Source organism: Apolloniradiicaulis salifontis (assembly GCF_053756655.1).
Map to the genome: position 1 here is coordinate 2,902,389 of NZ_CM132387.1, position 26,091 is coordinate 2,928,479.

Below are 26,091 nucleotides of genomic sequence, written 5' to 3' on the forward strand. Positions count from 1 at the left end.
CAAAGGGCGGCGCGCGAGGGTTTAGCTCTCGCCCGCCGAAAGTTCCAGTTCTTCTGTCGTCAGCTCGCGGACAATGCGCGCGGGGTTGCCGGCCGCCACGACGCCCGCAGGCAGATCGGACGTCACGACACTGGCCGCAGCAACGATCGTGCCATCCCCGATCGATACGCCACGCATGATTAGGCTATTCATTCCGATCCAGCAATTGGCGCCAATCGCCACCGGCGCCGCGCCGATCTTCATGGGCACGTAAACGCTCTTGTCGCCCAGCATGCGCCGAAACTGGACTTCACGCTGAAAGGTCTGGGTCGGATGGGAATTGTTGTCGAAAATCTGCACGCCGTGGGCCAACAACGTGCACCGGCCGACGCTCACGCTCTGGTGGGCGGAAATGACGACGCCGTCTCCGATATAGCAGAATTCACCGATTTCGATGCGCCCGCCCGCATCCGCGCGCAGAACGCCGCGTATGGCGGCCGGGCCGGAGAGTTTGACGGCGCCGGGATCGTTCAGATTGACGATGCGCGCGCCAAGTCCGAGACGAATTCCATCGCCAAGGATGCTGGCGGCCGCAAAACGCGACCAGACGTCAAGAAGCTCGCCGGCATGACGGTCAACCGAGGCATCGCCCCAGGGCTCGAGCGCGGCCCGCGCGGCCTCGAGGCTGTCGATCCGTGCGAACACCGGACCATCGGCAAAAGCATGGTCGTCCGGCGAAACTGAAACTCTCATGCGCTTACCCCCGCCGCGCGCCAGCTTTCGCCGCGTGCTTACCGGCTTGAGGCCTGACCCGCAACCTGTTTGAACCGCAACGCAAACTTTACAGTACATGCGGCTTTGGCTTAGGGAAGCCTTGCGACTATTTCGCCTGCCTCGGGGGAGCGGCAATGCATATCGGCCTTCGCGTGCTCTACAGTCCCGGATGGCTTGGAGGCGTTAATTACGTCCTGAACATAGCACGCATGTTGCATTCGCTGCCGGCGGCGGAACGCCCGCGCGTCACATTTCTGACGACGGCGCCGGAGTCAGAAACAATCGCGGCCGACCATGCCGATCTGGCCGATGCGATCGCGCCGCTCTCCGCAGCCGCTTCGCTCGACCTGGATTTCGTGTATCCGGCCACCCAGCTGCCCGAGGCGGCCTACGGCGTTTGCTGGGGCGGCTGGATTCCTGACTGGCAATGCCGTCACCGGCCGGACATGTTCGACGACGCCGAGCGCCAGCGTCGCTTCCTGCAATATCGCTCTCTCGCGCTTGGCCCGGCGGCCTGCGTATTCTCATCGCAACAGGCGCTTAGCGACACCGTCAGCTTGTTCGGCGAGCCGGAGGACGGTCGCTACAGCGTGTTCCACTTCCCCGCCGTGTTCGGACCGGAAACGTGGGAGCGCAGCGAGGCCGGCGCCGCCGCAACCCGGGCGCGGCTGGGTCTTCCCGACCGCTATCTGGTTGTCTGCAACCAGTTCTGGAAGCACAAAAACCACCTTGCGATCTTCAAGGCGCTCGCGGCGCGCCCCGACCTCGATCTGAACGTGGTGATGACCGGTGCGCTCGAGGACACCCGCTGGCCGGACTACACAAAGGAGATCCGCGCGCTGCTGGATGATCCCGCCGTGGCGGACCGCGTTCTGGTGACCGGCGCGGTGGAGCGGCGCGATCAGATCGACATTCTTCTGGGCGCGCGCGGCTTCATTCAGCCGAGCCGCTTTGAGGGCTGGAGCACGTTTGTCGAGGAGGCCCGCGCCCTGGGCCTCTCCGGCGTTCTGTCCGACATCCCGGTGCACCGCGAACAATCTCCGCCGGGGGCGCAATTCTTCGATCCCGACGATCCCGGCGCCCTCGCCGAGGCGCTGGACCGTTTCCTGGCCGAGCCGCCGCCTGCGCCAAGCCGGGGCGAAGCGCGCGCCGCCAGCAACGCGTTGATCGCAGACCGGGCCCGCACGTTCCTGGACATCGCCGCCGGCGCCGCGAAACGCTATGAGCCCCAGCACCACGGAGCCGTCTCGGTCGCCGTTCGGGAGATCGAGCGCACCTGGACGCAAACCCTCGCCGGCGATCTGGACCGGGCCGATTTCGACCGCTTTCTCGCCAATCTTCGGCTGTCGCTGCGCGATCACCCCGAGGATCTCGCGAAGATCGCAGGTCGTATCATAGCGGAGGACGGCGCCTTCGCCGCAGAGGCGCAAAACCTTCTGGTGCTCGCCACGCTGGTCAAGGCGCCAGGGCCGATGCGGGAACGCTTCCTGGCCTACGATCCGGCCACCGACCAGGACGCGGACGCCCTGATCGCGGCGGTCCGCGACACCCAGCGCCGCACAGGCGCGACGGCGGCTCAGGCGGCGGTGGAGTTTAACGCCGTGTTGTTTCGGATCCGCGACTATGTGCGCCGAAAGCTAGCCCCCAAAGCGGAGGCCTGAGGCGCGCCATGGCCCAAAACCGGTCCACCTCTGGCGAAGATCTGGTGTTCATCGCCGGCGGCGGCGGCTTCCTCGGGCAGGCCGCCGCACGCGCCCTGCTGAATTCCGGGCGCCGGGTGGTTTCGCTTGGCCTTGGAGCCCCTGACGCCGCCGACACCGATCGGCTTCATCATTTCGACGGCCTCATCGATCGCGGCCTTCTCGCCGCAGCTTGCGAACGTTTCGGGGTTCCCGGTGTCGTCCTCCATGCCGCCGGCGGCGCGTCAGTCGGCCGGTCCTGGCAGGATCCGCGCGGTGATTTTGAGATGTCGGTCGGATCCACAGCCGAGGTTCTCGATTTTCTGCGCCATGAAGGCGCCGGGGCGCGCCTCGTTCTGGTGTCTTCCGCGGCCGTCTACGGCGCGATCGACGACGCGCCGCGCCGGGAGTCCGATCCCAGCCTGCCTATGTCGCCTTATGGATCCCACAAGCAGGTCTGTGAACAGTTGGCCTGCAACGAGGCGCGCATGACCGGCCTCGGCGTATCGGTCGTGCGCTTCTTCTCTCTTTACGGTGACGGGCTTCGCAAACAGCTACTCTGGGATCTTCTGGAGCGCCTGCGCGCAAAACCGGACGCCCTCGAGCTTTGGGGTGACGGCGGCGAGACCCGGGATTTTCTCCATGTCGACGACGCGGCCGCCCTGCTTGCGCGGCTCTGCGAACGCACGCCGGCCGGCTCTTGCGAGCTTTATAACGGCGCATGCGGGGCCGCGATCAGCGTGCGCCACCTGGCCGAGCGTCTGCTCGCAGCGGTGGGCGCCGAGGTCGAACTCACATTCAACGGCAAGTTCCGCGAAGGCGATCCTCGCCATCTCGTGGCCGACACCTCAAAGACCACCGAGCATCTGGGCTTCACCCCGCACGTCGCCCTGGACGACGGCCTGCGGCGCTATGTCGACTGGTTCCGCTCGGTGCGAGGCAGCAGCTAGGGTTCATTGATGTCCGATACACCGGTCCTGTCCATCGTCTGCGGCACTTATAACCGCCGCGACCAAATCGAGCGCCTCGTCGACTCGGTGGCGCGAGAAACTCGGCTGCCGCATATCCTCTACGTCACCGACGCCGGATCGACCGACGGCACGATCGAATACCTTCAGTCGGTGGCCTCCGACACCGTGCGGCCGATTTTCGTGGGCGAGCTGCTGGGTCAGGCCAAGGCGTACAACGATGTCTTCCGGCAGGTGACGACCCCTTATGTCTGCTGGGTGAGCGACGACAACGAGATCGTGAACAACGGGCTCGACAAGGCGGTGGAGATCCTTCGCAAGGACGACCGGATCGGCATGGTCGGCCTGAAAGTGCGCGACAAGGACGGCCCGTTCGTCAAGGCGCCCTATATCGGCGGCGTTTCCCAGATCGGCGTGTTGAACGTCAATCAGGGCATGCTGCCCACCGAGGTCATGCACGCCGTCGGCGGCTTCAGCGAGGAATTCCGCGATTACGGGATCGATCCCGACCTCACCGCCAAGGTTCTCTTCGGCGGCTGGGATATCGTCTACACCCGCGAGATCGCGATCCACCATTACCGCAACTGGGCCGAAGACACCCAGAGCGAGGACTACAAGAAACTGCAGGCCAAGCACGACCGGTTCAAGTCGCTCTATGAAGACACCTATGGCCGCTTCAAGAAAAAGACGCCGGCCTGGTCTCTGAAGAAATTCCTGTGGGCGCAGGCCAACAAGATGGATTTCCTGAAGAAGCGCCTGTCGATCAATTCTTCCGAGGCGGTTTTCGGGCACTTGCCGCGCGATTATTACAACACGCTGATGGCCAAGCATGTCGGGCTGTTCGATCTCATCGCCAGCCGCGGCCAGCCCTGGCACCTGCGCCAGCGCTATCGCGGCCGCAAGATCGCCGCGTCGGAACTACAAGCCGTAAATTCGGCGCGGACCGATTAGAGCAGAGTCCTACCAGTCTGGATCGTATCCGCAGGCCACGAAGTAGTTGGCGCATTCAGCCGGCGTGAAGGTTTTCGAGATCCGGCCGATCGTTTTCCAGAGCCCGTCGACGGTACGCTCCGCGGCCTTGCGCAGCATGGCCTTGAGCTTGGCGAACGCCTTCTCGATCGGGTTGAAGTCCGGGCTGTAGGGCGGCAGGAAGACCAGCCTTGCGGCTCAGGCCTCGATCAGGGTTCGGGCACGAGGTCCTTTGTGACTTGAGAGATTGTCCATGACGACGATGTCGCCGGGGCGCAGCTCCGGGGCCAGCACCTGCTCGACATAGGCCTCGAACGCGTCGCGGTTGATCGGGCCGGACAGCACGAACGGAGCGATTATGCCGCGCAAGGTGAGCGCGCTGACGAAGGTGGTGGTGCGCCAGTGGCCATGAGGCATGCCCATGCGTAGCCGTTTGCCGCGCCGGCAGCGCCCATGGGTGCGGGCCATGTTCGTCTTCGCCCATGTCTCGTCGATGAACACCAGACGCTCGGGATCGAGATCGGGCTGGGCGTCGAACCATGCCCGACGCCGCTTCAGGACGTCGGGGCGATCCTGCTCAACCGCGTGGCCGGTCTTTTTTTACGCGTGATGGCGCGACGCCGAAGGAAGCGATGGATCGTACCATAGCCAAAGCGGTGTCCGCGCTCGGCCAGTGCGGCGCGCAACTCCTCGATCGTGATGTCTCCGGTCTCGTCGAGGATGGAGAGGATCAGCTCCGCTTGGGCCTCGACCCGCCCAGATCGGCGATCTCCGCCCAGCGGCCCGGGGCGCACGTCGCCCTGCTCGCGATCCAGACGCCGCCAACGGCTCACACTCGCTGCGCTTACACCGAACCTAGCCGCGGCCTCACGATGGCTCGCGCCGACCCTTACTGCAGCAACAACGCGGCTGCGAAGATCAACAGATAACGCCTTGGACATGTCCGCCGGCCTCCTGCTCCGGTAGACAGTATGAATCAGCGTTCGGACTCCCTCGGAATCCCCAATCCGATTCAATCAGTCAGGATACCGCTCTAGATGCAATTACTGACACAAAACACAAGTATTTAGACTACATGTTAACTATCGCCTGCAGAATTTCTCTTGATTCTTCCGGCGTAAGGACTTCTCCTGAAACTCTGACCGAAAATCGATACCCCCACTTTGAGACATGATCATACAATAGACCCTCGAGCGCCAAAGACTTGATTTTGTCTTCATCTACGCCCATTGCCTCCATCAAAATTATTGCAATGACAATGTTTCCCCAGACATTATAGTGAATATCGTCACTAGCCATAAAATCTATACCATAACGCGCGATAAGCTCGTCGCGAAGATTACTCATGTCTTCGATGCGATCTATAAGCCGCCAGCTCGTCTGTGTTTGTTCGCTTGAACTATGGAGCGCCCGGATAGCATCGTTGACCGATAGCTCCCCCTCATTAAAGATCTGATTCCACTGCAAGCACTTTCTTTCGAGCGGCCAACTTTCCGTATTCACCTCAAATGGAAGCATAAAAAAAGCGCGATCAGCCAAGCTCGCTACACTTGTCATAAGGTGGTCCAGATTTTCCAGGTAAGCTTCAATGTCGCACCCGTGGAGTCCTGCGTCCAAGATGACCACATAATCGTCGGATCGAAGTCTCTGCGCGGCGAAGTAGTTGTTGAAGCGAACTGTTGACTCGACCACACCGGAGCGACCAGGCAAGCCGCTTCCGCCGCCGTAGGATACAATCGTAGGCTCGACGTCGACCTGCACCAGCATCATCTGAAGCACGTGAAGCGGTGAGCGGAAGTTCGCGTTGGGTTCGCCCGCATAAAAGCTCGCTGACAGCCTTGGAGACAGAACTCTGAACGAGAACCCATTCGCAATACTGTCACCGTAAGCGATCAACGCTGTCTCACCATCAGGTCGCTCTTCCAGACGCTCATAATTCGATGCTGGCCGTGCAGCTTGCGCATTGGCCGTTCCGGTTGCGGATAAAAGGAAAAGTAAAGCTGCTAACGCCGACGGCGGAATTCCATCTTTCATATTAGCGCCCTCGGATAAGTCTTTCAGTTCTTATATAGCGTAAATATATGCGCGTATCACTGCTCGAAGAAATCTCGGCGTACATGCACCCTGAATGCCCACTAAACGTATGTAAAAATCCATATTGGAGTGGGCCTCCAGTGAGCCTCACCTCATAGCGCGCAAAATCCGTTCCTAATTCAGCATCGCACAGGCGCGAGATTGTTACAGTGACTGGACTTTGGTCAAAACTATATGCGTCGAAGATGAACGACACCTTGTCCCCTGGCGCAACCATCAATTCTGGAAATAAGGCCCGTACCGTCTCACCGGCGCGCAAGTCAATAAACATCCCTTCCGCCGCAGTTTCGGGTGCTGCCAGTTCGCCACTTGGCAAAATCCAGCCTGTAAAGTTTCCCTCAGATACTAGATAGATTTCGCTATCTTGCGGCCCGCTAAGCGGAAAAGCGAATTCAGAAATGGCGCCGCTGCGCTCTTCGCTTTCAGCACTGGACGGACCGCTCGGATTGTACTCGCAGCCTGAAACGAAGCTAGTCAGCGCCATCATGGTCCCGCCGACAAGCATATGCGGGATTAATACAAAAGATTTTTTTACCAAGCGGATCCAGTACATTTAACAATTCTACTTCTGCTAACATTAGAGAATTTTCTTTGTTACTGTTTAGTATCTTCTATCTCGCACCGCCTCAACAACAGCGATACACGCCTATGCGGCCCGCAAACGATGCTATCAGCCAAAACCATAATCCCATACGCTCGCTCGAAAGGAAAGGGTGGCAGGTGGGGTTGCGGGATCTATAAGGGTCACGAAGGCGATGGGAATGGATGGCTATCAACATACCGCCAACGACTTATTGGCGCGGCTTGTTGCTGTAGCTTACATTCTGTGACTCCCCGCAGAAACAGCGGCGTGGCAAAGAGATCGCCTCCGTGCCCGCTATATGTTCAGCCGATCGGTCCAATACGGCATCGATATGAAGATTGCAATCGGGAGGGACGCCAACCAGCCTTGAAAGTCACGTTGCTCAGATCGGTCGCCAACTAGTGCTTTGTTGCGCACGCCAACTGAACACCCACAAATTTTATTCAGTTTCTTTACATGATTTTACTCTGGATTTCCATCCAGTCGACGCGAGAGGCCTGGGGTGATTTGATCTGTGACTGATCAGCGTCGACAGAGGCCAGGGCGCGGAGCCCTCGCTCGACGTAGCGCCACGGCCTCGCATCGAGCCGACGCATCACCAATTTGTTCCCAGAAAGTCTTTAGATACCGTGTTATCGAGCATTGGATCAACGAACAGCCGCTTTGGCCTGTCGTTCTCTTCTTCGAGCAGGTGCAGCAGCTTGGCCTCCGTCAAGCCCCCCCCTGAAAGCCTGGCGCTCCATTTGGACACCCTGATCGTACCGACGCCGTGGGGCCGGCGAACCTGCGCCGCACGGACGCCCGGCTCCTGTTCGCGCAGGATCGCGATGATCAGTTCACCGCCAAATCGTGACCGCTACATCACTCCTCCCGTCCTTGAGCCGACCCCTACCCTACCGTGGAGAAATTGCAGGGGGCCACGTCACGCCTGCTGGCGCCATTAGGGCATGTCCGCACCACCTTGCGCGACCCACTTGTTAGAGGATATACGCTCGTATGGCAAAGTACGCTGATCGAATGCTGGCACAACTATAGCGATCCCTGGGCCGATGTGATCGTGAGAACCATTTGTTTATCACCGGGCAAATCCAGGACGAGGCGAACCTGTCCGAACCGCTGCTGGCCGGCGGTTACGGCGCATCGCTATGCGAACCGCACCTCTCCAACACTGACTTGACGCAAGCCGCGCGGCACTAGCAGGGTCCGTACGAACGATCTGGGTATGACAATATTTCCAAAACGGACACGCCAAATCACACAATGATAGCTGTAGTAGGATGCGCCTTAGCGTGCACGATACTAAAAGAAACGCTGTTTATAAGAAATGTATTCGGCGCAGACACTGAGCGGCGGAGAGGAGGATACGAATGATATATGCACTTTTCACAGTACCAGTGTTCGTTGCGCTATGCTTTTTTGTTGGCGCGCCACTTACCAGATTTTTGTTAGGAAACGCTAGAGCCGCCACGCACGTCGCGGTCAGCGTCGCCACGGGCTACGCACTCCTCACTCTCTTGGTCGAACCTCTCTATCAATCGCTGAACGGGATGCGGTTTGTTGTATACTTGTTCGTTTTTAAGGCGCTGATTGGCGCGGCACTTGAAATTCAGTTTATCCGCCGCAACTCAATTTACAACAAAGTTCCTCCGCGCAGAGCGCTTGTAATCGCGGTGGGAGTTACAGTCTTTGCGGGCAGTTTGTTCGCTTTGCCGGTGATCGCAGGTGAGGCCTACGGCATATACCGGACCAATTCGAGCGACGCGTTCGTTAACATCGCCCTCGCCGACCTATGGATGAACGCTCGAGCCACCACGGTCGCCGATTTCATTGAGCAGGAACCCGGCGCACTCGAAACGCTGCTCAGTGAATCTCCGATCGGCGCCTTCTCGGCTCGGTTCACAGAGTATGGGGTGCGGCATGCGACGAGCATGACCATGGGTCTGTTCGCGTCTCTATTCGCGCTCCCTGCATATTTGGCCTATCTCCCTCTCCTCTTGAGCGCCGCCGCCATGTCTGGTGGAGGGGGCTACGCTCTGCTGCGTCAATTCAATGCTCCTCATTGGTTCGCGACTGTTATTGCATTCTCGGTACTTGGAGGATGGAGTTACATCGTCCGGGAGTCGGACAATAGCAATCAGTTCGCGGCCATGCCGGTCATGGTCGGCGCCCTGCTGGTGCTGGCGACCGCCTTCGACGCGAACGATCGAGTCGTACCGAAGGTCAAAGCTGGCGCTGCGTTAGCTGTTCTTTTGTCCGCCGGCGTGACCATCTATCCCGAACTTGGCTTGCTTTTCGCGATGGCCGTGGGCGGAGCAATGATCGTGAGAGCGCTTATCTCGCGGAGGCGCAAGGACCTTATCGCGGTAGGTGTTACAGCAGGCGTTTCATTGGCCGTCCTGATTATAAATGGTCAGGTTTTTACAATTTTCAACTGGATTCGCGTGCTGTCTCTTGGTGCGATGCAGCTTCAGTCGTTCATTGGACCCACAGGCGAGTTCCTTGCGCAGAACTCTTGGGCGGCGTGGACGGGTTTATACGTGTCCTGGGTGCCTTCGGTATTGCACTTGCCTCTAGGTATCATGGCTGCGGCGGCGCTTTGCCTCGCAGCCATTCGAGGCGCGTTCAATTCCCACGTCGGACTTGCCTTCGCTCTTTACGCGCTCGCGACGGGCTTTCTGGTCTGGCGCGGCTTCTCAACTGAGATGCCCTATATCGCTTACCGCGCGCTTTCGTTTTTTGGAATCATCTCGATTGTTGCTGCGGCGGCGTCGCTTGCCGCCGCCTCACGTTACGGTGTCAAAATTCTGTCAGCACGGGCATCGTCGGCCGCTAACATGATCAGCGTCCTATTGATCAGCGGGCTGGCCCTTGGGGGCCTCGGCTATTGGACACAATCCTTCGGCCGGCCGATGGTCGATTATTCAACGATGGCGACAACCACAACGAAAGCCTACTTCCAGACCCACCCTCGTATCGAAGCGGCCATTGAGCGAATTCCTCGGGGCAGAATCGCCGTCTATTTTCCCCCGGCCGAAATAGCGGCGTTGCCGTGGGAGCAACTCCTCTACATGCACATGCTCGCCGCACGCCGGGAGGCGGTTTTCATTTCAGGCTTCATGTTCGACAACAAGGACCGGCGGCTTGCGCTTAACGAGGGAGTCTACCCAGAGGATCAGGTTGTAGAATATGTGCTAGTGTCGGTGCTCGTAGATCCCGTACCAGGCGTGCTCGACGGGGAAGTCATTGCGCACGGCCGAGGCTTTCGGCTGTACCGGATAGCGCCGGCGCCTTGGCCCGTGGCAAAGGATCTTCTAGAGTCGGCCACGTTTAGGGAGACCATGGTAATTGAGGTACGTTTTCAATGAAGCCAATTCTGGTAACTGGCGGCGTAGGATTTATTGGCGGCACGTTCGTCCGCAGGGCGCGCGCGCAAGGCAGGCACGTCATTAATCTGGACGCTTTAACGTATGCGAGTTCGCCGGCGGCCCTCGCCGGTTTGAAGGACCCAGATAACTATACTTTTGTGCATGGCGACATTTGTGATCAGCCTTTGATTGAAATCCTTTTGTCACGTTATCAGCCGGGAGCGATCGTCCACTTCGCGGCCGAAACCCACGTGGACCGGTCTATCGATAGTTCCGCCATCTTTCTCCGCACGAATGTCGAAGGCACGCACCGTCTGCTCGAAGCGACGACGACTTTCCTGCGCAACTCACCGGACGGCGACCGCAATGAGTTTCGGTTTCTGCACGTCAGCACCGACGAAGTCTATGGTTCGCTAGGTCCGACGGGCATGTTTAGCGAAGCCACCCCGTATGATCCTCGTTCGCCGTACTCCGCCTCAAAGGCGGCGTCCGATCACCTCGTGCGCGCGTGGCGGCACACGCACGGCCTACCCACCATGGTCGCAAACACAACGAATAACTTCGGCCCGTTTCAGTTCCCGGAAAAACTCATTCCACTAACAGTGGTGTCGGCGTTGCGCGGCGGTCCGCTGCGCGTATACGGGCGCGGTGAAAATATTCGCGACTGGATCTATGTCGAGGATCATTGCGAGGGGCTTGAAGCAGTGCTTGCAAGAGGGATCCCCGGTGAGACCTACTGCCTCGGCGGGCGTAGCGAACGCAAGAATATTGATGTTGTCCTCTCGATTTGCCGACTTCTTGATGAGCTCAGCCCACGGGCCGATGGACGCGCCCATGAGGTCGCAATCGAGTTCGTCGGAGACAGACCCGGTCACGATTTCCGGTATGCGATGGACACGTCGAAAGCCGAGCGTGAACTTGGCTGGGCGCCTCAGACTTCCTTCGAAGTCGGCCTTCGCCGAACCATCAAGTGGTACATCGAGAACGAGCGTTGGTGGGATGCGATCCTCAACGGCGATTATCAAGGCGAACGTCTTGGTCTGGGTAAGGCGGCCTCATAATGACACTTCCGGTCAAGCGTAAAGCCATCGTCCTCGCCGGCGGCCAGGGAACCCGCCTCTATCCGATGACTGCGGTCGTCAGCAAGCAATTGCTACCCGTTTATGACAAGCCCCTTATCTACTATCCGCTGTCCGTGCTCATGCTGGCTCAGATTCGTGATATCTGCATTATCTCAACGCCGGAGCAATTGCCGTTGTTTCGCAAGCTCCTCGGCAGCGGTGAACAGATCGGGGTGCGTTTCGAATACGCAGAACAAGCCAAGCCGAATGGGCTGGCTGAAGCTTTAATAATCGGCGAGCAGTTTTTGCAAGGCGGTCCCTCGGCTCTCATCCTTGGCGATAACATTCTGTTTGGGCAGCAACTGTTGCCGATGCTCCGGCGCGCCGACGCCGCGACGAACGGCGCTACGATCTTCACCGCCGGCGTTCGCGATCCCAAGCAATTCGGCGTCGTTGACATTGACGACGGAGGAAGACCGGTTGCGCTTGCCGAGAAGCCGGAACGCCCGACCTCGAATTTGGCCGTCACTGGACTCTACTTTTACGACAATAAGGCACCTGCGCTTGCGCGAGGTCTGGCGCCGTCCAGCCGCGGCGAGCTCGAAATCACCGACCTCAACAGGCTCTACCTGGAGGCGGGCGAGCTGCGTGCGGAGGTGATGGGACGCGGCATGGCCTGGCTCGACGCCGGCACACCCGAAAGCCTTTTAAAAGCCGCAATCCTGATGGAAGTAATGGACAGTCGTCAAGGGCTCAAAGTGGCCTGCCTCGAAGAAATCGCTTGGCGAAACAAGTGGATTAGCTCAGAAGACTTATTGGAAAATGCCAAGTCCCTAAGAAATAATGCTTATGGATCATACCTCCACAGCCTTGTGGCGCCGCGCGGGTAAGTCATCCCGCATGTGTAGCGTTGATCTTAAAAGCGCGAAAGATGAGTTAATCATGTCATTCCAGTGGAAAAAACTTGGTAAGGTCTTCGCGCCTCAGATGGCGGAAGAGCGCCCATGGCTCCAGGAATTTGCTCAAGCTCCCGCGACTCTTGTATTTGACGACTTTGTGCGCGTGTATTTTTCATGCCGCCCTGGGCCTGATCAAGGCGGCAACTATGTAAGCTACACGGCTTATGTGGATCTGGATCGAACAGACCTGTTTAATGTACGGGCGTTGGCCGAGCAGCCGGTACTGTCTCTTGGCGGTTTGGGCGAGTTTGACGAATTCGGCACGTACCCAATTTCTGTTCTTCGCGAAGGCAAATCCATACGTTGTTATTATGCGGGTTGGACTCGGTGTGAGTCGGTACCGTTTAATACGGCGATTGGCTGCGCCGTAAGCAGCGACGGTGGCAAAACATTCCAAAAGCTCGGTAATGGTCCCGTGCTTAGTTACTCGCCGGATGAGCCATTTGTCTTGAGCGGGCCCAAAATACGGCGCTATGGTGGCTTCTATCATCTGTTTTATATTGCGGGCCGGAAATGGAAGGTCGTCGATGGCCGCGCCGAACCGGTTTATAAAATTCGGATGGCTGTTTCGGACGACGGCGTCGCCTGGAGAAAGCTCGGGCGCGACCTGATCGAATCGCGCGTCGAAGAAGACGAAGCGCAGGCGAGTCCCGACGTTTTCTTCGCCAACGGCATGTACCATATGTTTTTTTGTTACCGCTACAGCAGCGATTTTCGAAGCAAGAGTAAGGGCTATCGCATCGGATATGCTTCAAGCACCAATCTTACCGATTGGGTTCGAGACGACTCGAAAGCGGGTATTGACGTATCCGCCGACGGCTGGGATGCGGAAATGGTGAGCTATCCTCACGTTTTCGAACTCGACGGGAGCGTCTACATGGCATACTTGGGCGATCAGGTCGGGCGGTACGGTTTCGGCCTTGCTGTTCTCGATGGAAAGTTGGGCTGATCATGCGTTGGGTCCGTAGAGGAAAGATCTTTGATCCGACTGAGCATGTTCTCCCGCAAGGCTGCGAACAGTTCGCTCAATCACCCCAGACACTTGTATTCGATGATTTCGTTCGCATCTATTTCTCGACGCGAGCGATTGATCAGAACGGAAAATTTTTGAGCCACGTTGCGTTTTTGGATGTTTCAAAAGACTTCCGTGATGTCATCAGAATATCGAACAAGCCAGTATTACCTCTTGGCGATCTTGGTTGCTTCGATGAACACGGTATTTTTCCATTTAATGTTTTGCGCGTAGGTGACGAAGTTTGGGCCTATACTTGCGGGTGGAATCGACGTGTCTCCGTATCAGTGGACACTGCGATCGGCCTGGCTGTCAGCCGCGACGGTGGAGAGACCTTTTCACGAATTGGGGCCGGCCCGGTGCTCGCGCAATCACTGCACGAGCCCTGCCTGGTTGGAGACGGGTTCGTGAAGCAAGTCGGCGGCCTGTTTCACATGTGGTATATCTTTGGAACGGGATGGAAAAGTTACGCCGCCGATGCAGCTCCCGACCGCACCTATAAGATCGGGCACGCCGTTTCCCGGGACGGGGTGGCGTGGTCGAAAGAGGACGGTCGGCAAATCATAGCAGATCGCCTCGGTCCGGACGAAAGCCAAGCATTGCCGACCGTGGTGCAGATCGCCGGACGCCACCACATGTTTTTCTGCTATCGGCACTCGTTTGACTTCAGGGCCAATAGAAATCGCGGCTACCGCATCGGCCACGCGTGGTCCGACGATTTGCAGACCTGGACTCGCGACGATCAGACACCGCACGTTGAGCTGGAGTCCGACGCCTGGGATAGCGACATGCAATGCTACCCACACGCATTCGAGTGCGATGACCGCGTCCATTTGCTCTACAACGGCAACGAGTTTGGTCGTTACGGCTTCGGTTTGGCTACGCTCGAGCCATGAAACCGCAATCGGTCAGGTATGAGCAGAACGAGTCCATCGCCGACGACATCGCCGCGCACCTGCGCGAATGTGACGTTGAATTTATGCCGCCGCTCAGCACCACAGTCGACATCGAGGCTTACGCTCTTAAAATCGCCGCTAATGCTGAACGTTTTGAGGCATGGGCAGGCGATAGTTTGGCGGGGCTAGTCGCGGCGTATTGCAATGCTCATGACCGGGACTCTGCATTCGTTACAAATGTGAGTGTCTTGCCGTCGGCTCAAGGGCAGGGAATCGCCGCACAGCTGATTAAAGCGTGCATAGACCATGCGCGCACGGCGGGTTTTAGTCAGCTGCTCCTGGAAGTGAACGCCGCGAATGAAGCGGCCGCCGCTCTTTATCGACGATCAGGGTTTTTGGTTTCAGGTGAGCGCGGGCCGACACAGATGCTGCGCTTATCGCTATGAACCTCGCGTTCGCTGGGTGGAAACCCGGCGTTTTACCGACTATTTACATCTGGCTGCCACGGCTCAGGCTCAACAGGAGTGGATTGGTGAACATAAAACGGGACTATAATCGCGAGCTTAGCGACGACGGGCTGTCGGCGTCAGAGAAGTACGCATATTCGTTCGACTTCGATGTCATCCATCCGCTGATGGTCCGCTCCTTTGAGCCGTTCTTCGTAAAAGGAAGTGCGCTGGAACTTGGGAGTTACACCGGCGAATTCACCAAGCGGCTGATTGAGCATTTTGATGATATCACGTGCGTCGAAGCATCTGATGAGGCGATTAAAACGGCGAAAGCCCGGTTTGGTGACAAGCTGACTTATGTGAACGATCTGTTCGAGACGGTTCAGCTTCCGGTCCGCTACGACAACATCATTTTGACGCACGTGCTGGAGCACCTCGACGATCCGGTCGCCGTATTGCGGCGTATTAACGATGAGTGGCTTGCCGAAGGCGGGCGCTTTTTCCTAGTCTGTCCCAACGCCAATGCACCGTCACGCCAGATCGCGGTTAAGATGGGCCTTATTTCGCACAACGCGGCGGTAACGCCTGCAGAGGAAGTCCATGGGCATCGCTGCACATATTCGCTCGATACGCTTGAGCGAGACGCCGTTGCAGCCGGGCTGAAGGTTGTCCTGCGCTCGGGCATCTTTTTCAAGGCGCTGGCGAACTTCCAGTGGGACCGCTTGCTGAATACCGATATTATATCGGACGAGTATTTGGAGGGCTGCTACGAGCTCGGCCAGCAGTATCCCGATCTGTGCTCGAGCATTTTCCTATTGTGCGAAAAAGGGCCGACAAAAAGCTAGAATGTCCTGGCGCTAGACGAGCTCGTAGCCTGGCAGGAAGCGAGCGCGCACGTCTTCGAGGGCGTTAAACATCAGGACATCGATAATTGAAAGCCAGGGCACAAATGGCGCGTCGAACTGCGTGTATTCAATCAGCGTAGGCTTTAGAAACTTTAATGAGATGCCGCTCTCAGCGAACGTTTCACGGGCGTAGAGGTCTTGACCACCTATGGGGTTGACATACGTCGTTGCGCCAACCGCCTTGCAGAGGGCGATGACCTTGTTCTGCCCCGCTAGGTCGTGATCAATATCGACGTCTGACGAGGCTAAGACTTTTGTGTCGAGCCCTAAGTGATTGATAGTTTCGTTAATTGAATGATCGAGAAAGGTGTACAGATTCGGGTCCGGAGCGCTCAGAGCGCGTTCAACAAACGCAATGGTTGGCTTGAAGAACGGGGCCTTCTGGTAGGCGCCGCGTAGCTGCGCTAAAAATTTACCCGCCGAAAATGTGTCGGCCACCTGGCGCTCGCAAACGTTGTCGAAGTCTGAACCTTTTTTGATGGGTAATGAAAACGTGGCGTCGGTCCCGTTTCGGAGCATTCGGTTGCGATTGACCCAGCCCCTCTTTGTGTATTTGATATTGTCGTAAATGATAAAATGATCAACAGCGCCAATCAGCTGGTAGTAGCCGATATAGGGAAAAAAGTATGGCTGCATAATTGCAAGTTTCATCGCAAATCCTCGGCTGCCTTGGCGCGGCGTAAAACAGATGCTTATCTGAGCATGGCACCGGTTGATCCCAGATTTGGCGTTGGTAGGCAAGCCCGCGAACGTCGCCTTAGGAAAGTGTAAACCCTTCCAATTTGGCGCGCATGCCACTATTTACATGATCGATAACGCAGGGGTCAGCGATGGAGGTTGCTTGTGGTGTCTGAATTTTTGGCCTCGGGTGTGCGGAGGCCGCAGCCTTTCGGATCGCCGATCTTGTATACTCGGCCGCTTCTTCCGAACATAGAGTCACTCCAGAGCCACCTCGAGGATGTTTGGCGAGCCCAGTATTTAACTAACGGCGGGCAGAAGGCCCAAGAGCTGGAAAAACGCTTGCAGACGCTTTTAGGGGCGCAACATCTTTCACTGCATGCGAACGGCACGCTAGCGTTAGCGTTGGCACTTCGGGCGATGCACCTTTCAGGAGAGGTGATCACCACTCCGTTCACGTTTGCGGCGACTCCCAATTCCATCGTCTTGGCCGGCCTGACGCCCGTATTTGCGGACATCGACCCGGATTCATTCAATCTCGATCCCGCCGCTGTCGAAACCTCCATCACGCCCGAGACCTCGGCGATCCTGGCGGTGCACGTGTTTGGACGTGCTTGCGACGTCGAAGGTTTGCAACGCGTGGCCGACAAGCATGGTTTGAAGCTCCTTTATGATGCGGCCCATGCGTTCGGAGCGGAGATCGACAGCCGCCCGATTTCGTCTTTCGGCGACGCGGTCATGTACAGCTTGCATGCAACCAAATTGTTTCACACCGCTGAGGGCGGAGCGCTGGCCACCTGGGATGCCGACCTGCACGCTCGAATCGAGCGTAGCCGTAATTTCGGCTTCGGACCAGACGGCCTGGTCGAGGCTGCGGGCATGAACAGCAAGATGTCGGAACTGAACGCCCTGCTCGGTCTGGAAGTTCTTCCGCTTGTCGAAGAAGAGCGTCGCAAACGCACCAACGTGGCGGCCATCTATCGCTCTCGGCTGTCACAGGTGCCGGGTGTGTTTATTCCACAGCCCCAGGACGGGGTCGTGGACAGCCGACAATACTTTCCGATCTTCATTCGCGAGGCAGAGTTTGGCCTGTCACGGGACGCGCTTGTCAACGCTATGGCGGAGTTCAACGTCATTACACGGCGGTATTTCTACCCTCTCTGCAGCGAATTCCCCGCCTATACCGCGAACGCCGCAGGCGCTCATTTACCGGTCGCCAGACATGTCGTGCAGGAGGTCATGTGCCTGCCGTATTTTGGCGGATTGAGCGACGATGATGCGCAGAGAATCTGTGATATTATCCTTTTCATTCATCAAGGAGGGCGTTAAGAGGACGTCGCGAACAAGGTGGAGATCTGGGGCGGGGCGTAGATATGATTGAGGAAAAGCGTGTGAAAGTAGACCCGAGCGCGAAGCGTGCAAAGGTTTCTTTCGTAATCGCGGTTTACTTTAATGAGACCGCGCTGACGGTTACTCATGATCATATTAAGGCGCTATTTCGCGATCGGCTTCCGGAGTACGAATACGAGATCGTCTTTGTTGACGACGGCTCGCTGGATAATTCACTGTCCGAGCTTCTTGAGATCAAGGAGCAAGATCCGAACGTCACGGTATTGACGTTTACTCGCAATTTCGGCCAAGCGGCGGCCATGGCTGCGGGATTCCATCACGCCACGGGCGACATGATCGTGAACGTGTCCGCCGATCTCCAGGATCCAATCGAGCTGGTAGAACAGATGGTTGAACAATGGCGCGACGGAGCGGAGGTCGTGGTCGCCCACCGCGTTTCACGCAACGATCCGCTGTCATCAAAGCTGTTGTCATGGCTGGCTTACGGCCTCATCCGACTGAGTATTCCGCAAATGCCCGCCGGCGGATTTGATTATGTCCTGATAGATCGCCGCGTAATGGACGCCTACAACGACATCCCTGCGCGAAATCGATTCATTCAAGGCGATCTATTATGGCTCGGCTATCGCGTCGCGCTTATTCCCTACGCGCGGCGTGAGCGCACGATCGGACGCTCACGCTACAATTTTTGGAAGAAGCTCAAGAATTTTCTCGACGCCCTTCTTGACGCTTCCTATTTGCCGATCCGGTTCATCTCGGTATGCGGCGTCATCACCGCGTTTCTCGGTTTCCTTTGGGGCATAAGCGTCATCATCGCCTATCTGGTCGGCGCTACGCCGCCAGAAGGATGGGCGGCGCTCATGATCGCCCTGCTGCTGGTCGGCGGCATGATCATGCTCATGCTGGGCATTATCGGGGAGTACGTATGGCGCATCTTTGATCAGGTGCGCGGAAAGCCGCCTTATGTCATCCGGCGGAAGTATTGAAGAAATGAAGAACTCGGCGCCCCAGCCTGCAATCGACACCGCGTATTTTGAGCGTTTAAGCGCGCACCTGCGCTCGCGCCACCCCGATGAGCTTCATTGGGTCAGTACGCTGCTTGAAGAGGCTCTATTCGGCGTTGATGTGATCGGGGGCCGTCTCAAAGAAATCTCCGAACAGGGACAAGCCGCGACGGTGCTCGAAGTGGGCGCAGGCGCATTCATCCTTTCGACCTGGCTCGCCCAGCTCGGCTACAAGGTCACGGCGCTCGAGCCCTTGGGCGTCGGCTTCGGTGCGTTAAGACGCATCCAGGATAGCGTGCTCGAATTCGCCGAGGCGGAAGGCCTGAGCTTCACTATCAGTCGCGATTTCGTCGAAGAGCACAAGCCAAGTGCAATGTATGACTTTGCTTTTGCGATTAACGTTTTCGAGCACATTGAGCGGCTCGACGACGCATTTGGAGCCGTTACTGGGCTTTTGCGCGAGGGTGGTGCCCTGCGCGTTGCGTGTCCGAACTATCACTTTCCTTATGAATCCCACTACAGCATTCCGATCATTTTTAACGGGAGGCTCACGCGCAAACTGTTCAGGACTCATATTGAGCGCTTTGATAAGGAGCACGACTGCAACGGCCTATGGGATAGCATTAATTTCATCAACTCGTCCCGCGCTGCCCGTCTTGCGCGCAGTCACCGATTGCAAGTGAATTTTCACAAAGAAGTTGTGGTCCGCATGTTTGACCGGTTCAAGGACGGCACGAAGATCAGTCAGCGCCATGGCGCGATCGCGCTGCCGGCGCGCATTCTTCTACAGACTAACTTACACCTGATCGTGCGCCATTTGCCAGTGGCGATCCATCCGTACATGGTGTTCGATCTCGTCGTGCCCGATGGGCATGCTGCGGAGGCGGGCGCTTGAATTTCCTGATCGCCGATCGAGCACGCCGTATGGAGATCCTGCGCTACCTGATAGCCGGCGGCGTCAATTTCGTCTTCACATTTACTATCTTTTTTACGCTTATCGAAGTGCTTCGGGTTAATTACCACATTGCACTCACCATCACGTGGGTGGCGAGCGTGCTGTTTAATTACACAATTCATATGGTTTGGGTTTTTCGGGTTGCTGACGCCGTTCCTCGTGACGGTCCGCTCGGGAAGTATTTTCTGGTTTACGCCACAGCCTATTTGCTGAATTGGGGAATACTTTACGGGCTGGTGGAGTTTTTTGACGCGGACGCGTTGCTCGCACAATTGATCGCTATCCCCTTCGTGATCGTATATAATTACGCAGTAATCAAGTTTGTTCTGCTTCGTAGAGGCAATACATCCTTGAGATTATCCAAAGCGAGGGACCCATGAGCGAGACGACCACAGGGCTGCGGGCCGTGCTGTCACGGCCTGAAGTTTACGAGTTATTTCAACATTTTATCGGGGCGCGCGCCTATATGCGCAAAGCCATTGACCGCTATCTGGCGCCGGTGGCGGGGGAGAAGGTGCTCGACATCGGTTGCGGGCCTGGCGGCGTTCTAGCCTACTTGCCTAAAGTCGACTATGTGGGCTTCGACCACAGCGAGCGTTACATACAGTATGCAAGTCAGCGTTTCGCTGGTCGCGGTCGCTTTCATTGCGATGACGTGAAAAATTTTGCAGCTTACGATCAGGGCGACTTCGATATTGCGATCGCCTACGGGATCTTGCACCACCTCGACGATGAGCGGGCGCAGGGCTTGTTCGAGATCGCCAAGACGGCGCTAAAGCCGACGGGCCGCATCTTGAGCGTTGATCCGTGCTTCTTCGACAATCAGGATCCACTCTCCCGTTACGTTAGCAGCAATGATCGCGGACAAAATGTGCGGCACGTACGCGATTATGAGCGGTTGGCGCAATCGGTGATGGGCGTTGTCGACGTCCATCTCGATCATGGTATGGCTCCCCTTCCCTACGCTGCCTGCATCATGGTGTGCCAGCCCTGACTTGATTAAAGCTTATTGCGGTTGCGCGGACCTCATGACTTTTATTTCGGACACCGTAAGCCCTAAAGGATCGCCATCTGAAGAATGGAATGAAATCCGAACGCATGAATAATTTGCCTCGAATACGTGACTTACCTCACTTACCTGTGAGACACCAGTTAGGGTAACACGTTCCCTAGCGTGATCATCGCCGTTCTGAGCATCACAATGACGGGACACCATAACGAGTACTACGCGACCTGCGCTCCCCTGAATTGTATAGCTCGCTCTTAGCATTTCGCCGGCTCTAACGCTCATATCAGGAAGCGCTATGAAAGCGTACCCAGAGCCCGAAAGCTGCAGGGTGGCCGGTGGGCCAAGATCAATAATTGCTGGAGCAATCGACTGCCAGCTGTAAGCGCCGACCAGTGGCTCTTCTGCAGCAACGACATTCTGAGCAGCCTGATTGCCTTGTCCGCACGCCGACAATACCAGCAGCATTGCCAGGGCACCGGTGCACAAGACGCTATCATTGACGCTCCGTTGCATAATGCGATCCCCCTAAGCGCTTAAACTATGCGTAGTTATCGACAACAAGCCTAGCTGGTTTCATGTAATGGTTAGTCGGGCTAAATCAAGACCGCCTGCACCTTGAAGTGCTCGATCGGTCCACCTTCCAGTCCCAAAACGCTCTAGCCACGACGACGATTCGCTAATACGCGCGCACGACCTGGCGGGCGAGCGTCGCCCGTTCGCAATCGCCAGCCTGGCCGCCTGATATAGAGCCATTTCAGCGAAAGCGGGTACCGGGTTCGCGGTTCGCGGTTCGCGGTTCGCGGTTCGAAAAGACCGCACGTCAACGACTTAGAGCGATATTGGTCAATCAGTGTCCACCGAAATCGGTCGAGCAAAAGAGGTTCGGGTATGATCTTCGGCGACCGCAGGCTCCTCTCGGCGGGCCCGCGCCCTGTGGCTACGCCGTGCAAGCGTGCAATTACGCACCAAAGCCGTTCGCTCGAAGGGAAAGCCAAACTTTGGTAACGCCGGTTCGGGAGGCGCCAAGACAGCTTCGAGCTTCTCGAGCCGCTAGACTGCTCATCCCGTCACCGCGCACCGACACCCGACATACAAAGTCATACCCCGATTAGAGCCCGAAGTCAGACCAGACTGGCGCGCTTAGCCGCAACGGCTCACAGTCCAAGCGGTGCGTCCGGTCCCTAAAGCAGCGCCTTCGCCGCTTTCGCGACGCCGGCCGCGTCCAGCCCCACCGCGTCGAGGACTTCGGTGTTTGAGCCGCACGGCGGCGTGGCTTCAACGCCGAGACGCTTGAAGCCCACCGACGCCAACACACCCGCTTCCGCCAGCGCAATACCCACCGTATCGCCCAGACCGTAGCGCTTGTAGTGGTTGTCCACCGTCACGATCGCCTTGACGCCCTTCACCGCGTCGGCCCACCAGCCAGTGTCGGCGAGGTTGAGGAACGCCGCCGCGATGACGCGCGCCGAGACGCCGGATTTCGCCAGCTCGTCTGCGGCCTTGAGGGCCTCGGAGACCCCGACGAGACCGGACGCGACGATCGCCACGTCGTCGCCGGCGCGCACGACCCGGCCGCAGCCGGACTGCGGGCTCCAGGCGCGTTCGCCCTTGAAGGCGGTGGCGTAGGGGATGGAGACCATGCGAATGAAGCTCGATCCGTCATGGGTGTTCAGCGCCCAGTCCAGGAGCGGCGCGACGTCCTCAGGGCACGCCGGCTCGAGGACGGCGAAGTTCGGGTTCGAGCCGAGCGTCGACACCTCGCGCAGAGACTGGTGCGAGTGGCCCGGACCGGCCGGCACGACGCCGGAAAGCCCGCCCACATAGACGATCTTGGTGTGCTCGGTGGCGTTGTTATAGATCTGCTCGTTGGGACGCGTCGACAGGAAGCAGGAGAAGGAGTTCACCACCGGAAGAAGGCCTTCCAGGGCCATGCCCCCGGCCTGGCTGACCATGTCCATCTCAGCGATGCCGCATTCCACGAACCGGTCCGGATAGGCGTCGCGGAACGGCTCCAGTCCCATGTCGAGCACGAGATCGGCGTCCAGCGCGACGATTTTGTCGTTGCGCGAGGCCTGGTCGAGCAGGGCCTCGGTGTAGGCGGGGAAGAGGCGAACGGTTTCCCCCGGAGCCGGGCCGGCGGGACGGTCGACCAGTTCAAACTCGATCTCACCCAGATTCAGCTTCACGGCGCGGGTCTTGATGGCGCTTATGAGCTCCTGCGCGGCGCGGGTGTAATCATCGGCCTGCGGGGCGCCGGAGTGAAACTTGAAGCGCTCCACATCGGAGTCGATGGAGACGCCCTCCATAAAGCCGACGCCTTTTCCCTTGATTGTGTGGGCGATGATCGCGCTGGGCTTATCGGTTTCTTTCGCGGCGGCGTCGAGCGCGGCCTCAAGGGCGGGGTAGTCATGGCCGTCGACCGACTGCACATGCCAGCCGAAGGCGGCGAATTTGGCCTCGAGATCGCCGAGCGACGAGGTCCGTTCCACCGAATAGTCGGACTGGATCTTGTTATGGTCGACGATGCAGGTGATCTCGTGCAGCTTGTGATTAGCGGCCGACACCAGCGATTCCCAGATCTGGCCTTCCTGCAGTTCGCCGTCGCCGGTCATCACGTAGAACCGGCCGGGCTCGCCGCGTAGCCGGCGGGCGAAGGCCATGCCCTTGGCCTTGGAGATGCCCATGCCCAGAGAACCGGTGTTGGTCACCATGCCCGGCACGTTGACGTCCGGATGGCCCGGTAGACCGTCAATCCGGCGCAGCTTGTGGATCAAATCAAAGTCCAGCACGCCTTGAGCGGTGAGAACCGCATAGAGGCCGGGCGCGTCGTGACCCTTTGAGGAGAAATACACGTCCTTCTCGGCCATGCCTTCGGTATAGAGCCAGGTGACGACGTCGAGACTGGAGAAGCTCGATCCAATATGGCCCGATCCCGCCGTCGCGATCATGTAGAGCGTATTCAGCCGCGCCATGTCGGCGTAGAGCGCCGCGCGCTCGTGCGCCGCGGCGTTGCTCGACGCCACACGTTCGAACTCGGACTTGCCGGCGTAGTAAAGCTTGCCCGAAACGGCGGCCGTAACCAGATCACCCACGCGTCATTCTCCTCAAGGTTTGGTTTCGCAGCATGCGCCCCCCGCATCTGCGCAGTCAGTTCAGGCGCCGGGATAGGGCGTCCGGTCGATCTCGGGAAGGCTCGCCTCGCCGTCGGCCAGCAATTGCACGATGAGACGCCAGTCGATCGGCGCGTTCACATCGAGCCCTTCGTCTTTCTCGGTCAGAAACGGCGTCAGCACCTCGCCGGCGATGGTGCCATGGTCCATGGCCACCGCGCTCCAGGCGATCTCCAGCGAGGCGTTCTGCGCATAGACTTTCGGCAGGCCGGCGTACTGGGTGGAGTGGTACGGCGTCACGCCGTCCGGCGCCATCGGCATGAGCGGGTGCATGCGGTCTCCGCGCACCACCCACATCTTGCCGGGATGCTGAGCGCACAGCTCGACGGCGCGCAGCGAATCCGCGCCTGTGGAGGCTAGAAACTGCGTCCAGGCGCGCCGGATGGTCGCCGCCTTCCGGCAGGGACTCGTGGGCCGGAGAATAGAAAACGCGTCGAATGCGCGCCCCTGCGATCTGTAATGGGTGAGCGCATGCCGGATCCAGTCAATGTCCGGCGAGGTGTCGCCGGCGAGCTCGGCCGGCCGAACAAACGGAACGGTTGCACCGTAATAGCGGGCGATGTCGGCGTAAGCCTCGCTGTCGGTGGAGACCATGACCTCGTCGAACACCCCCGAGGCCCGCGCCGCGCAGATCGTGTAGGCCATCAGCGGATGGCCTTCGAGCCGGGCGATGTTCTTGTCCGGAACGCGCTTGGAGCCGGACCGGGCCGGGATAAGCGCGACGCAAGTCTTGGTGCTGTCGTTCATCAGGTCTCGAGCTTTCCCGGATCGGTGATGAGGTACACGTCTTTCAATTCGCAATAGATGTCCAGCGCCTCGGTGCCGGGCTCGCGCGTGCCGTTGCCGGACGCGCGCACGCCTCCGAACGGCATGTGAGGCTCGGAACCGAAAGTGCCCGCGTTCACCACCGCGACGCCGGCGGACACCTCGCGCGCGAACGTCCAGGCGCGGTCAAAGCTGCGAGTATGGATCGCGGCGGTCAATCCGTAGGGGCTGTCATTGGCCATCGCCACCGCCGCCTGGTAGCCGGAAACCCGGTAGAGCGCCGCCACCGGACCAAAGAGTTCGGTTTGTGACAACTCGGCGTCCGGATCGACATTCTCGATGATGGTGGGCTGCATATAGTAGCCCGACCCGAGCCCGTTCTCCGTCTCCCGCGCGCCGCCCGTCAGGACGCGCGCACCCTGCTCCTGCGCGGTCTTCACGGCGGCGACCATACGGTCAAGCTGGCGCTGATTGATCACCGGGCCCAGCGTGGAGCCCTCGGCGACCCCGAGCCTCTGCGCCAGGGCCGCCGCGACGAATTTTTCAACGAAGGCGTCATATACGGCTTCGAACACCAGAAACCGGGAGCCGGAGGCGCAGCGCTGGCCCGCGTTGGAGAACGCCGACGCCGCCGCCCATTTCGCCGCGGTGTCCAGATCCGCGTCGTCGCAGACGATGAAGGCGTTCTTTCCGCCAAGCTCGAGCGACACCTTGCGCAGGTCCTTGCCGCACTGCTCTGCGATCATGCGCCCGACCCCGGTGGAGCCGGTGAAGGAGACGACGTCGACGCGGGGGTCGGAATAAAGCGGCGGCCCGACCTCCGGGCCCAGACCCTGCACCACGTTGAGAACACCCGCCGGAACGCCGGCTTCGATCAGGGCCCGCGCCATCCAGTCGGCGGATACAGGCGTGTCCTCAGCCGGTTTCAGGACCACGGCGTTGCCGCAAATCAGGGCTGGAAACACCTTCCATGCGAAATTGGGAGCCGGCGTGTTGGCCGCGGTGATCAGCACGGCGACGCCGCAAGGCTGGCGCACGGTCATCGCCGACTTGTCCGGCGCGCCGGACGGCATGGTCCGGCCGAACAGGCGCTGACCCTCGCCGGCGAAGAAGCGGCCGCACAGAACCGCCCCGCCGGTCTCGCCGCGCGCATCGGCCAGCGGCTTGCCGGCTTCCTCGGCGACCAGCGCCGAAAGCTCTTCGGCGCGCGCCTCGATGAGATTGCAGGCTTTGTGAAGGATCGCACCGCGCTGTACGGCCGGCGTGGCCGCCCAGGCTTTCTGCGCCTTCGACGCGGCGGCCAGCGCCTCCTCGACCACATCCGGGCCCGCCAGCTCCAGCGCGCCGATGCGCGCCCCGTCGTGGGGATTGAGGATGTCCGCCGTTCGGCCGGAGCCGCGCGCCTCGCCGCCCACGATGGACCGGATCCGCGTCTTGTCGAATGTCTCGAGCATGGCTCGCCCCTCG

Annotated in this window: 23 protein-coding genes and 1 pseudogene; 15 read left to right on the plus strand and 9 right to left on the minus strand. The window is 58.9% G+C overall.

Translation table 11 applies throughout. The annotated features are described in order from the left end of the window. Nucleotides 1–21 precede the first annotated feature (21 nt). Nucleotides 22–732, minus strand: a complete 711-nt coding sequence (locus ACWCOP_RS13760; RefSeq protein ID WP_478248861.1) for an acyltransferase — start codon at nt 730–732, stop codon at nt 22–24. A gap of 155 nt (nt 733–887) precedes the next feature. Here ACWCOP_RS13760 and ACWCOP_RS13765 point away from each other — a divergent pair, with 155 nt between their 5' ends. Genes ACWCOP_RS13765 through ACWCOP_RS13775 form a run of 3 tightly spaced genes read left to right on the plus strand, consistent with a single transcriptional unit; the run spans nt 888 to nt 4,351 of the window. Beyond that, nucleotides 888–2,414: a glycosyltransferase gene (locus tag ACWCOP_RS13765; protein ID WP_478248862.1), complete on the plus strand. Its 1,527-nt coding sequence runs from the start codon at nt 888–890 to the stop codon at nt 2,412–2,414. A gap of 8 nt (nt 2,415–2,422) precedes the next feature. After that, nucleotides 2,423–3,382 carry an NAD-dependent epimerase/dehydratase family protein gene (locus tag ACWCOP_RS13770; protein WP_478248863.1) on the plus strand — a complete coding sequence of 320 codons (960 nt, stop codon included), beginning with the start codon at nt 2,423–2,425 and terminating at the stop codon, nt 3,380–3,382. A gap of 9 nt (nt 3,383–3,391) precedes the next feature. Then, nucleotides 3,392–4,351, plus strand: a complete 960-nt coding sequence (locus ACWCOP_RS13775; protein ID WP_478248864.1) for a glycosyltransferase — start codon at nt 3,392–3,394, stop codon at nt 4,349–4,351. 9 nt (nt 4,352–4,360) lie between these two features. On the opposite strand, the pseudogene ACWCOP_RS13780 reads toward ACWCOP_RS13775, so the two are convergent. The 4 genes and pseudogenes from ACWCOP_RS13780 to ACWCOP_RS13795 all read right to left on the minus strand — a co-directional run bounded on the left by ACWCOP_RS13780 (nt 4,361) and on the right by ACWCOP_RS13795 (nt 7,881). Continuing rightward, a pseudogene (locus ACWCOP_RS13780) lies at nt 4,361–5,310 on the minus strand (IS630 family transposase). A gap of 130 nt (nt 5,311–5,440) precedes the next feature. Beyond that, nucleotides 5,441–6,403, minus strand: a complete 963-nt coding sequence (locus tag ACWCOP_RS13785) for a hypothetical protein (protein ID WP_478248865.1) — start codon at nt 6,401–6,403, stop codon at nt 5,441–5,443. A gap of 1 nt (nt 6,404) precedes the next feature. Next, nucleotides 6,405–7,016 carry a hypothetical protein gene (locus ACWCOP_RS13790; protein WP_478248866.1) on the minus strand — a complete coding sequence of 204 codons (612 nt, stop codon included), beginning with the start codon at nt 7,014–7,016 and terminating at the stop codon, nt 6,405–6,407. Nucleotides 7,017–7,641: 625 nt separating this feature from the next. Further along, nucleotides 7,642–7,881, minus strand: coding sequence for a hypothetical protein (locus tag ACWCOP_RS13795; protein ID WP_478250694.1), 240 nt, complete (start codon nt 7,879–7,881; stop codon nt 7,642–7,644). A gap of 532 nt (nt 7,882–8,413) precedes the next feature. On the opposite strand from ACWCOP_RS13795, the gene ACWCOP_RS13800 reads away from it, so the two are divergent. The 7 genes from ACWCOP_RS13800 to ACWCOP_RS13830 all read left to right on the plus strand — a co-directional run bounded on the left by ACWCOP_RS13800 (nt 8,414) and on the right by ACWCOP_RS13830 (nt 15,633). Continuing rightward, nucleotides 8,414–10,411 (plus strand): hypothetical protein, encoded by a 1,998-nt coding sequence (locus tag ACWCOP_RS13800; protein WP_478248867.1) that lies wholly within the window; start codon nt 8,414–8,416, stop codon nt 10,409–10,411. Then, the gene (gene rfbB, locus ACWCOP_RS13805; protein ID WP_478248868.1) at nt 10,408–11,472 is read left to right on the plus strand and encodes a dTDP-glucose 4,6-dehydratase; all 1,065 of its coding nucleotides are present in this window, start codon (nt 10,408–10,410) and stop codon (nt 11,470–11,472) included. The genes ACWCOP_RS13800 and rfbB overlap by 4 nt, the downstream gene beginning before the upstream one ends. Then, entirely contained in the window at nt 11,472–12,362 is an 891-nt protein-coding gene (gene rfbA, locus ACWCOP_RS13810) for a glucose-1-phosphate thymidylyltransferase RfbA (RefSeq protein WP_478248869.1), read from the plus strand. The genes rfbB and rfbA overlap by 1 nt, the downstream gene beginning before the upstream one ends. Before the next feature lie 52 nt (nt 12,363–12,414). Further along, nucleotides 12,415–13,380 (plus strand): glycoside hydrolase family protein, encoded by a 966-nt coding sequence (locus ACWCOP_RS13815; RefSeq protein WP_478250695.1) that lies wholly within the window; start codon nt 12,415–12,417, stop codon nt 13,378–13,380. Between the two features lie 2 nt (nt 13,381–13,382). Further along, entirely contained in the window at nt 13,383–14,339 is a 957-nt protein-coding gene (locus tag ACWCOP_RS13820; protein ID WP_478248870.1) for a glycoside hydrolase family protein, read from the plus strand. Further along, nucleotides 14,336–14,785, plus strand: coding sequence for a GNAT family N-acetyltransferase (locus ACWCOP_RS13825; RefSeq protein WP_478248871.1), 450 nt, complete (start codon nt 14,336–14,338; stop codon nt 14,783–14,785). Before ACWCOP_RS13820 ends, ACWCOP_RS13825 begins: the two co-directional genes overlap by 4 nt. An 86-nt stretch (nt 14,786–14,871) precedes the next feature. Further along, entirely contained in the window at nt 14,872–15,633 is a 762-nt protein-coding gene (locus tag ACWCOP_RS13830; RefSeq protein WP_478248872.1) for a class I SAM-dependent methyltransferase, read from the plus strand. Between the two features lie 12 nt (nt 15,634–15,645). On the opposite strand, the gene ACWCOP_RS13835 is transcribed toward ACWCOP_RS13830, so the two are convergent. Next, nucleotides 15,646–16,344, minus strand: coding sequence for a WbqC family protein (locus tag ACWCOP_RS13835; RefSeq protein ID WP_478248873.1), 699 nt, complete (start codon nt 16,342–16,344; stop codon nt 15,646–15,648). Between the two features lie 192 nt (nt 16,345–16,536). Between ACWCOP_RS13835 and ACWCOP_RS13840 the strand changes: the two genes are divergently transcribed. Genes ACWCOP_RS13840 through ACWCOP_RS13860 form a run of 5 tightly spaced genes read left to right on the plus strand, consistent with a single transcriptional unit; the run spans nt 16,537 to nt 20,674 of the window. Continuing rightward, nucleotides 16,537–17,700, plus strand: a complete 1,164-nt coding sequence (locus ACWCOP_RS13840; protein WP_478248874.1) for a DegT/DnrJ/EryC1/StrS family aminotransferase — start codon at nt 16,537–16,539, stop codon at nt 17,698–17,700. Between the two features lie 44 nt (nt 17,701–17,744). Next, the gene (locus tag ACWCOP_RS13845) at nt 17,745–18,707 is read left to right on the plus strand and encodes a glycosyltransferase family 2 protein (protein WP_478248875.1); all 963 of its coding nucleotides are present in this window, start codon (nt 17,745–17,747) and stop codon (nt 18,705–18,707) included. A gap of 4 nt (nt 18,708–18,711) precedes the next feature. Further along, nucleotides 18,712–19,620 (plus strand): class I SAM-dependent methyltransferase, encoded by a 909-nt coding sequence (locus ACWCOP_RS13850; protein ID WP_478248876.1) that lies wholly within the window; start codon nt 18,712–18,714, stop codon nt 19,618–19,620. After that, on the plus strand, nt 19,617–20,060 hold the full coding sequence (locus ACWCOP_RS13855; RefSeq protein WP_478248877.1) for a GtrA family protein: 444 nt from the start codon (nt 19,617–19,619) through the stop codon (nt 20,058–20,060). Before ACWCOP_RS13850 ends, ACWCOP_RS13855 begins: the two co-directional genes overlap by 4 nt. Next, nucleotides 20,057–20,674 (plus strand): class I SAM-dependent methyltransferase, encoded by a 618-nt coding sequence (locus ACWCOP_RS13860; protein ID WP_478248878.1) that lies wholly within the window; start codon nt 20,057–20,059, stop codon nt 20,672–20,674. Before ACWCOP_RS13855 ends, ACWCOP_RS13860 begins: the two co-directional genes overlap by 4 nt. 1,196 nt (nt 20,675–21,870) lie before the next feature. Here the strand turns inward: ACWCOP_RS13860 and ACWCOP_RS13865 are convergent. From ACWCOP_RS13865 to ACWCOP_RS13875, 3 genes are read right to left on the minus strand one after another with little or no spacing between them, the layout of a single operon-like run. After that, a complete protein-coding gene (locus ACWCOP_RS13865) occupies nt 21,871–23,781 on the minus strand; it encodes a transketolase C-terminal domain-containing protein (RefSeq protein WP_478248879.1) in 1,911 nt (636 codons plus the stop codon). 60 nt (nt 23,782–23,841) lie between these two features. Continuing rightward, nucleotides 23,842–24,606, minus strand: coding sequence for an acylneuraminate cytidylyltransferase family protein (locus ACWCOP_RS13870; protein WP_478248880.1), 765 nt, complete (start codon nt 24,604–24,606; stop codon nt 23,842–23,844). Beyond that, the gene (locus tag ACWCOP_RS13875; protein ID WP_478248881.1) at nt 24,606–26,078 is read right to left on the minus strand and encodes an aldehyde dehydrogenase family protein; all 1,473 of its coding nucleotides are present in this window, start codon (nt 26,076–26,078) and stop codon (nt 24,606–24,608) included. The genes ACWCOP_RS13870 and ACWCOP_RS13875 overlap by 1 nt, the downstream gene beginning before the upstream one ends. Nucleotides 26,079–26,091 lie beyond the last annotated feature (13 nt).

Coding starts and splice junctions, on each gene's coding strand:
- ACWCOP_RS13760 (WP_478248861.1), bottom strand. CDS start 732: ATGAGAGTTTCAGTTTCGCCGGACGACCATGCTTTTGCCGATGGTCCG.
- ACWCOP_RS13765 (WP_478248862.1), top strand. CDS start 888: ATGCATATCGGCCTTCGCGTGCTCTACAGTCCCGGATGGCTTGGAGGC.
- ACWCOP_RS13770 (WP_478248863.1), top strand. CDS start 2,423: ATGGCCCAAAACCGGTCCACCTCTGGCGAAGATCTGGTGTTCATCGCC.
- ACWCOP_RS13775 (WP_478248864.1), top strand. CDS start 3,392: ATGTCCGATACACCGGTCCTGTCCATCGTCTGCGGCACTTATAACCGC.
- ACWCOP_RS13785 (WP_478248865.1), bottom strand. CDS start 6,403: ATGAAAGATGGAATTCCGCCGTCGGCGTTAGCAGCTTTACTTTTCCTT.
- ACWCOP_RS13790 (WP_478248866.1), bottom strand. CDS start 7,016: ATGTACTGGATCCGCTTGGTAAAAAAATCTTTTGTATTAATCCCGCAT.
- ACWCOP_RS13800 (WP_478248867.1), top strand. CDS start 8,414: ATGATATATGCACTTTTCACAGTACCAGTGTTCGTTGCGCTATGCTTT.
- rfbB (WP_478248868.1), top strand. CDS start 10,408: ATGAAGCCAATTCTGGTAACTGGCGGCGTAGGATTTATTGGCGGCACG.
- rfbA (WP_478248869.1), top strand. CDS start 11,472: ATGACACTTCCGGTCAAGCGTAAAGCCATCGTCCTCGCCGGCGGCCAG.
- ACWCOP_RS13815 (WP_478250695.1), top strand. CDS start 12,415: ATGTCATTCCAGTGGAAAAAACTTGGTAAGGTCTTCGCGCCTCAGATG.
- ACWCOP_RS13820 (WP_478248870.1), top strand. CDS start 13,383: ATGCGTTGGGTCCGTAGAGGAAAGATCTTTGATCCGACTGAGCATGTT.
- ACWCOP_RS13825 (WP_478248871.1), top strand. CDS start 14,336: ATGAAACCGCAATCGGTCAGGTATGAGCAGAACGAGTCCATCGCCGAC.
- ACWCOP_RS13835 (WP_478248873.1), bottom strand. CDS start 16,344: ATGAAACTTGCAATTATGCAGCCATACTTTTTTCCCTATATCGGCTAC.
- ACWCOP_RS13845 (WP_478248875.1), top strand. CDS start 17,745: ATGATTGAGGAAAAGCGTGTGAAAGTAGACCCGAGCGCGAAGCGTGCA.
- ACWCOP_RS13850 (WP_478248876.1), top strand. CDS start 18,712: ATGAAGAACTCGGCGCCCCAGCCTGCAATCGACACCGCGTATTTTGAG.
- ACWCOP_RS13860 (WP_478248878.1), top strand. CDS start 20,057: ATGAGCGAGACGACCACAGGGCTGCGGGCCGTGCTGTCACGGCCTGAA.
- ACWCOP_RS13870 (WP_478248880.1), bottom strand. CDS start 24,606: ATGAACGACAGCACCAAGACTTGCGTCGCGCTTATCCCGGCCCGGTCC.
- ACWCOP_RS13875 (WP_478248881.1), bottom strand. CDS start 26,078: ATGCTCGAGACATTCGACAAGACGCGGATCCGGTCCATCGTGGGCGGC.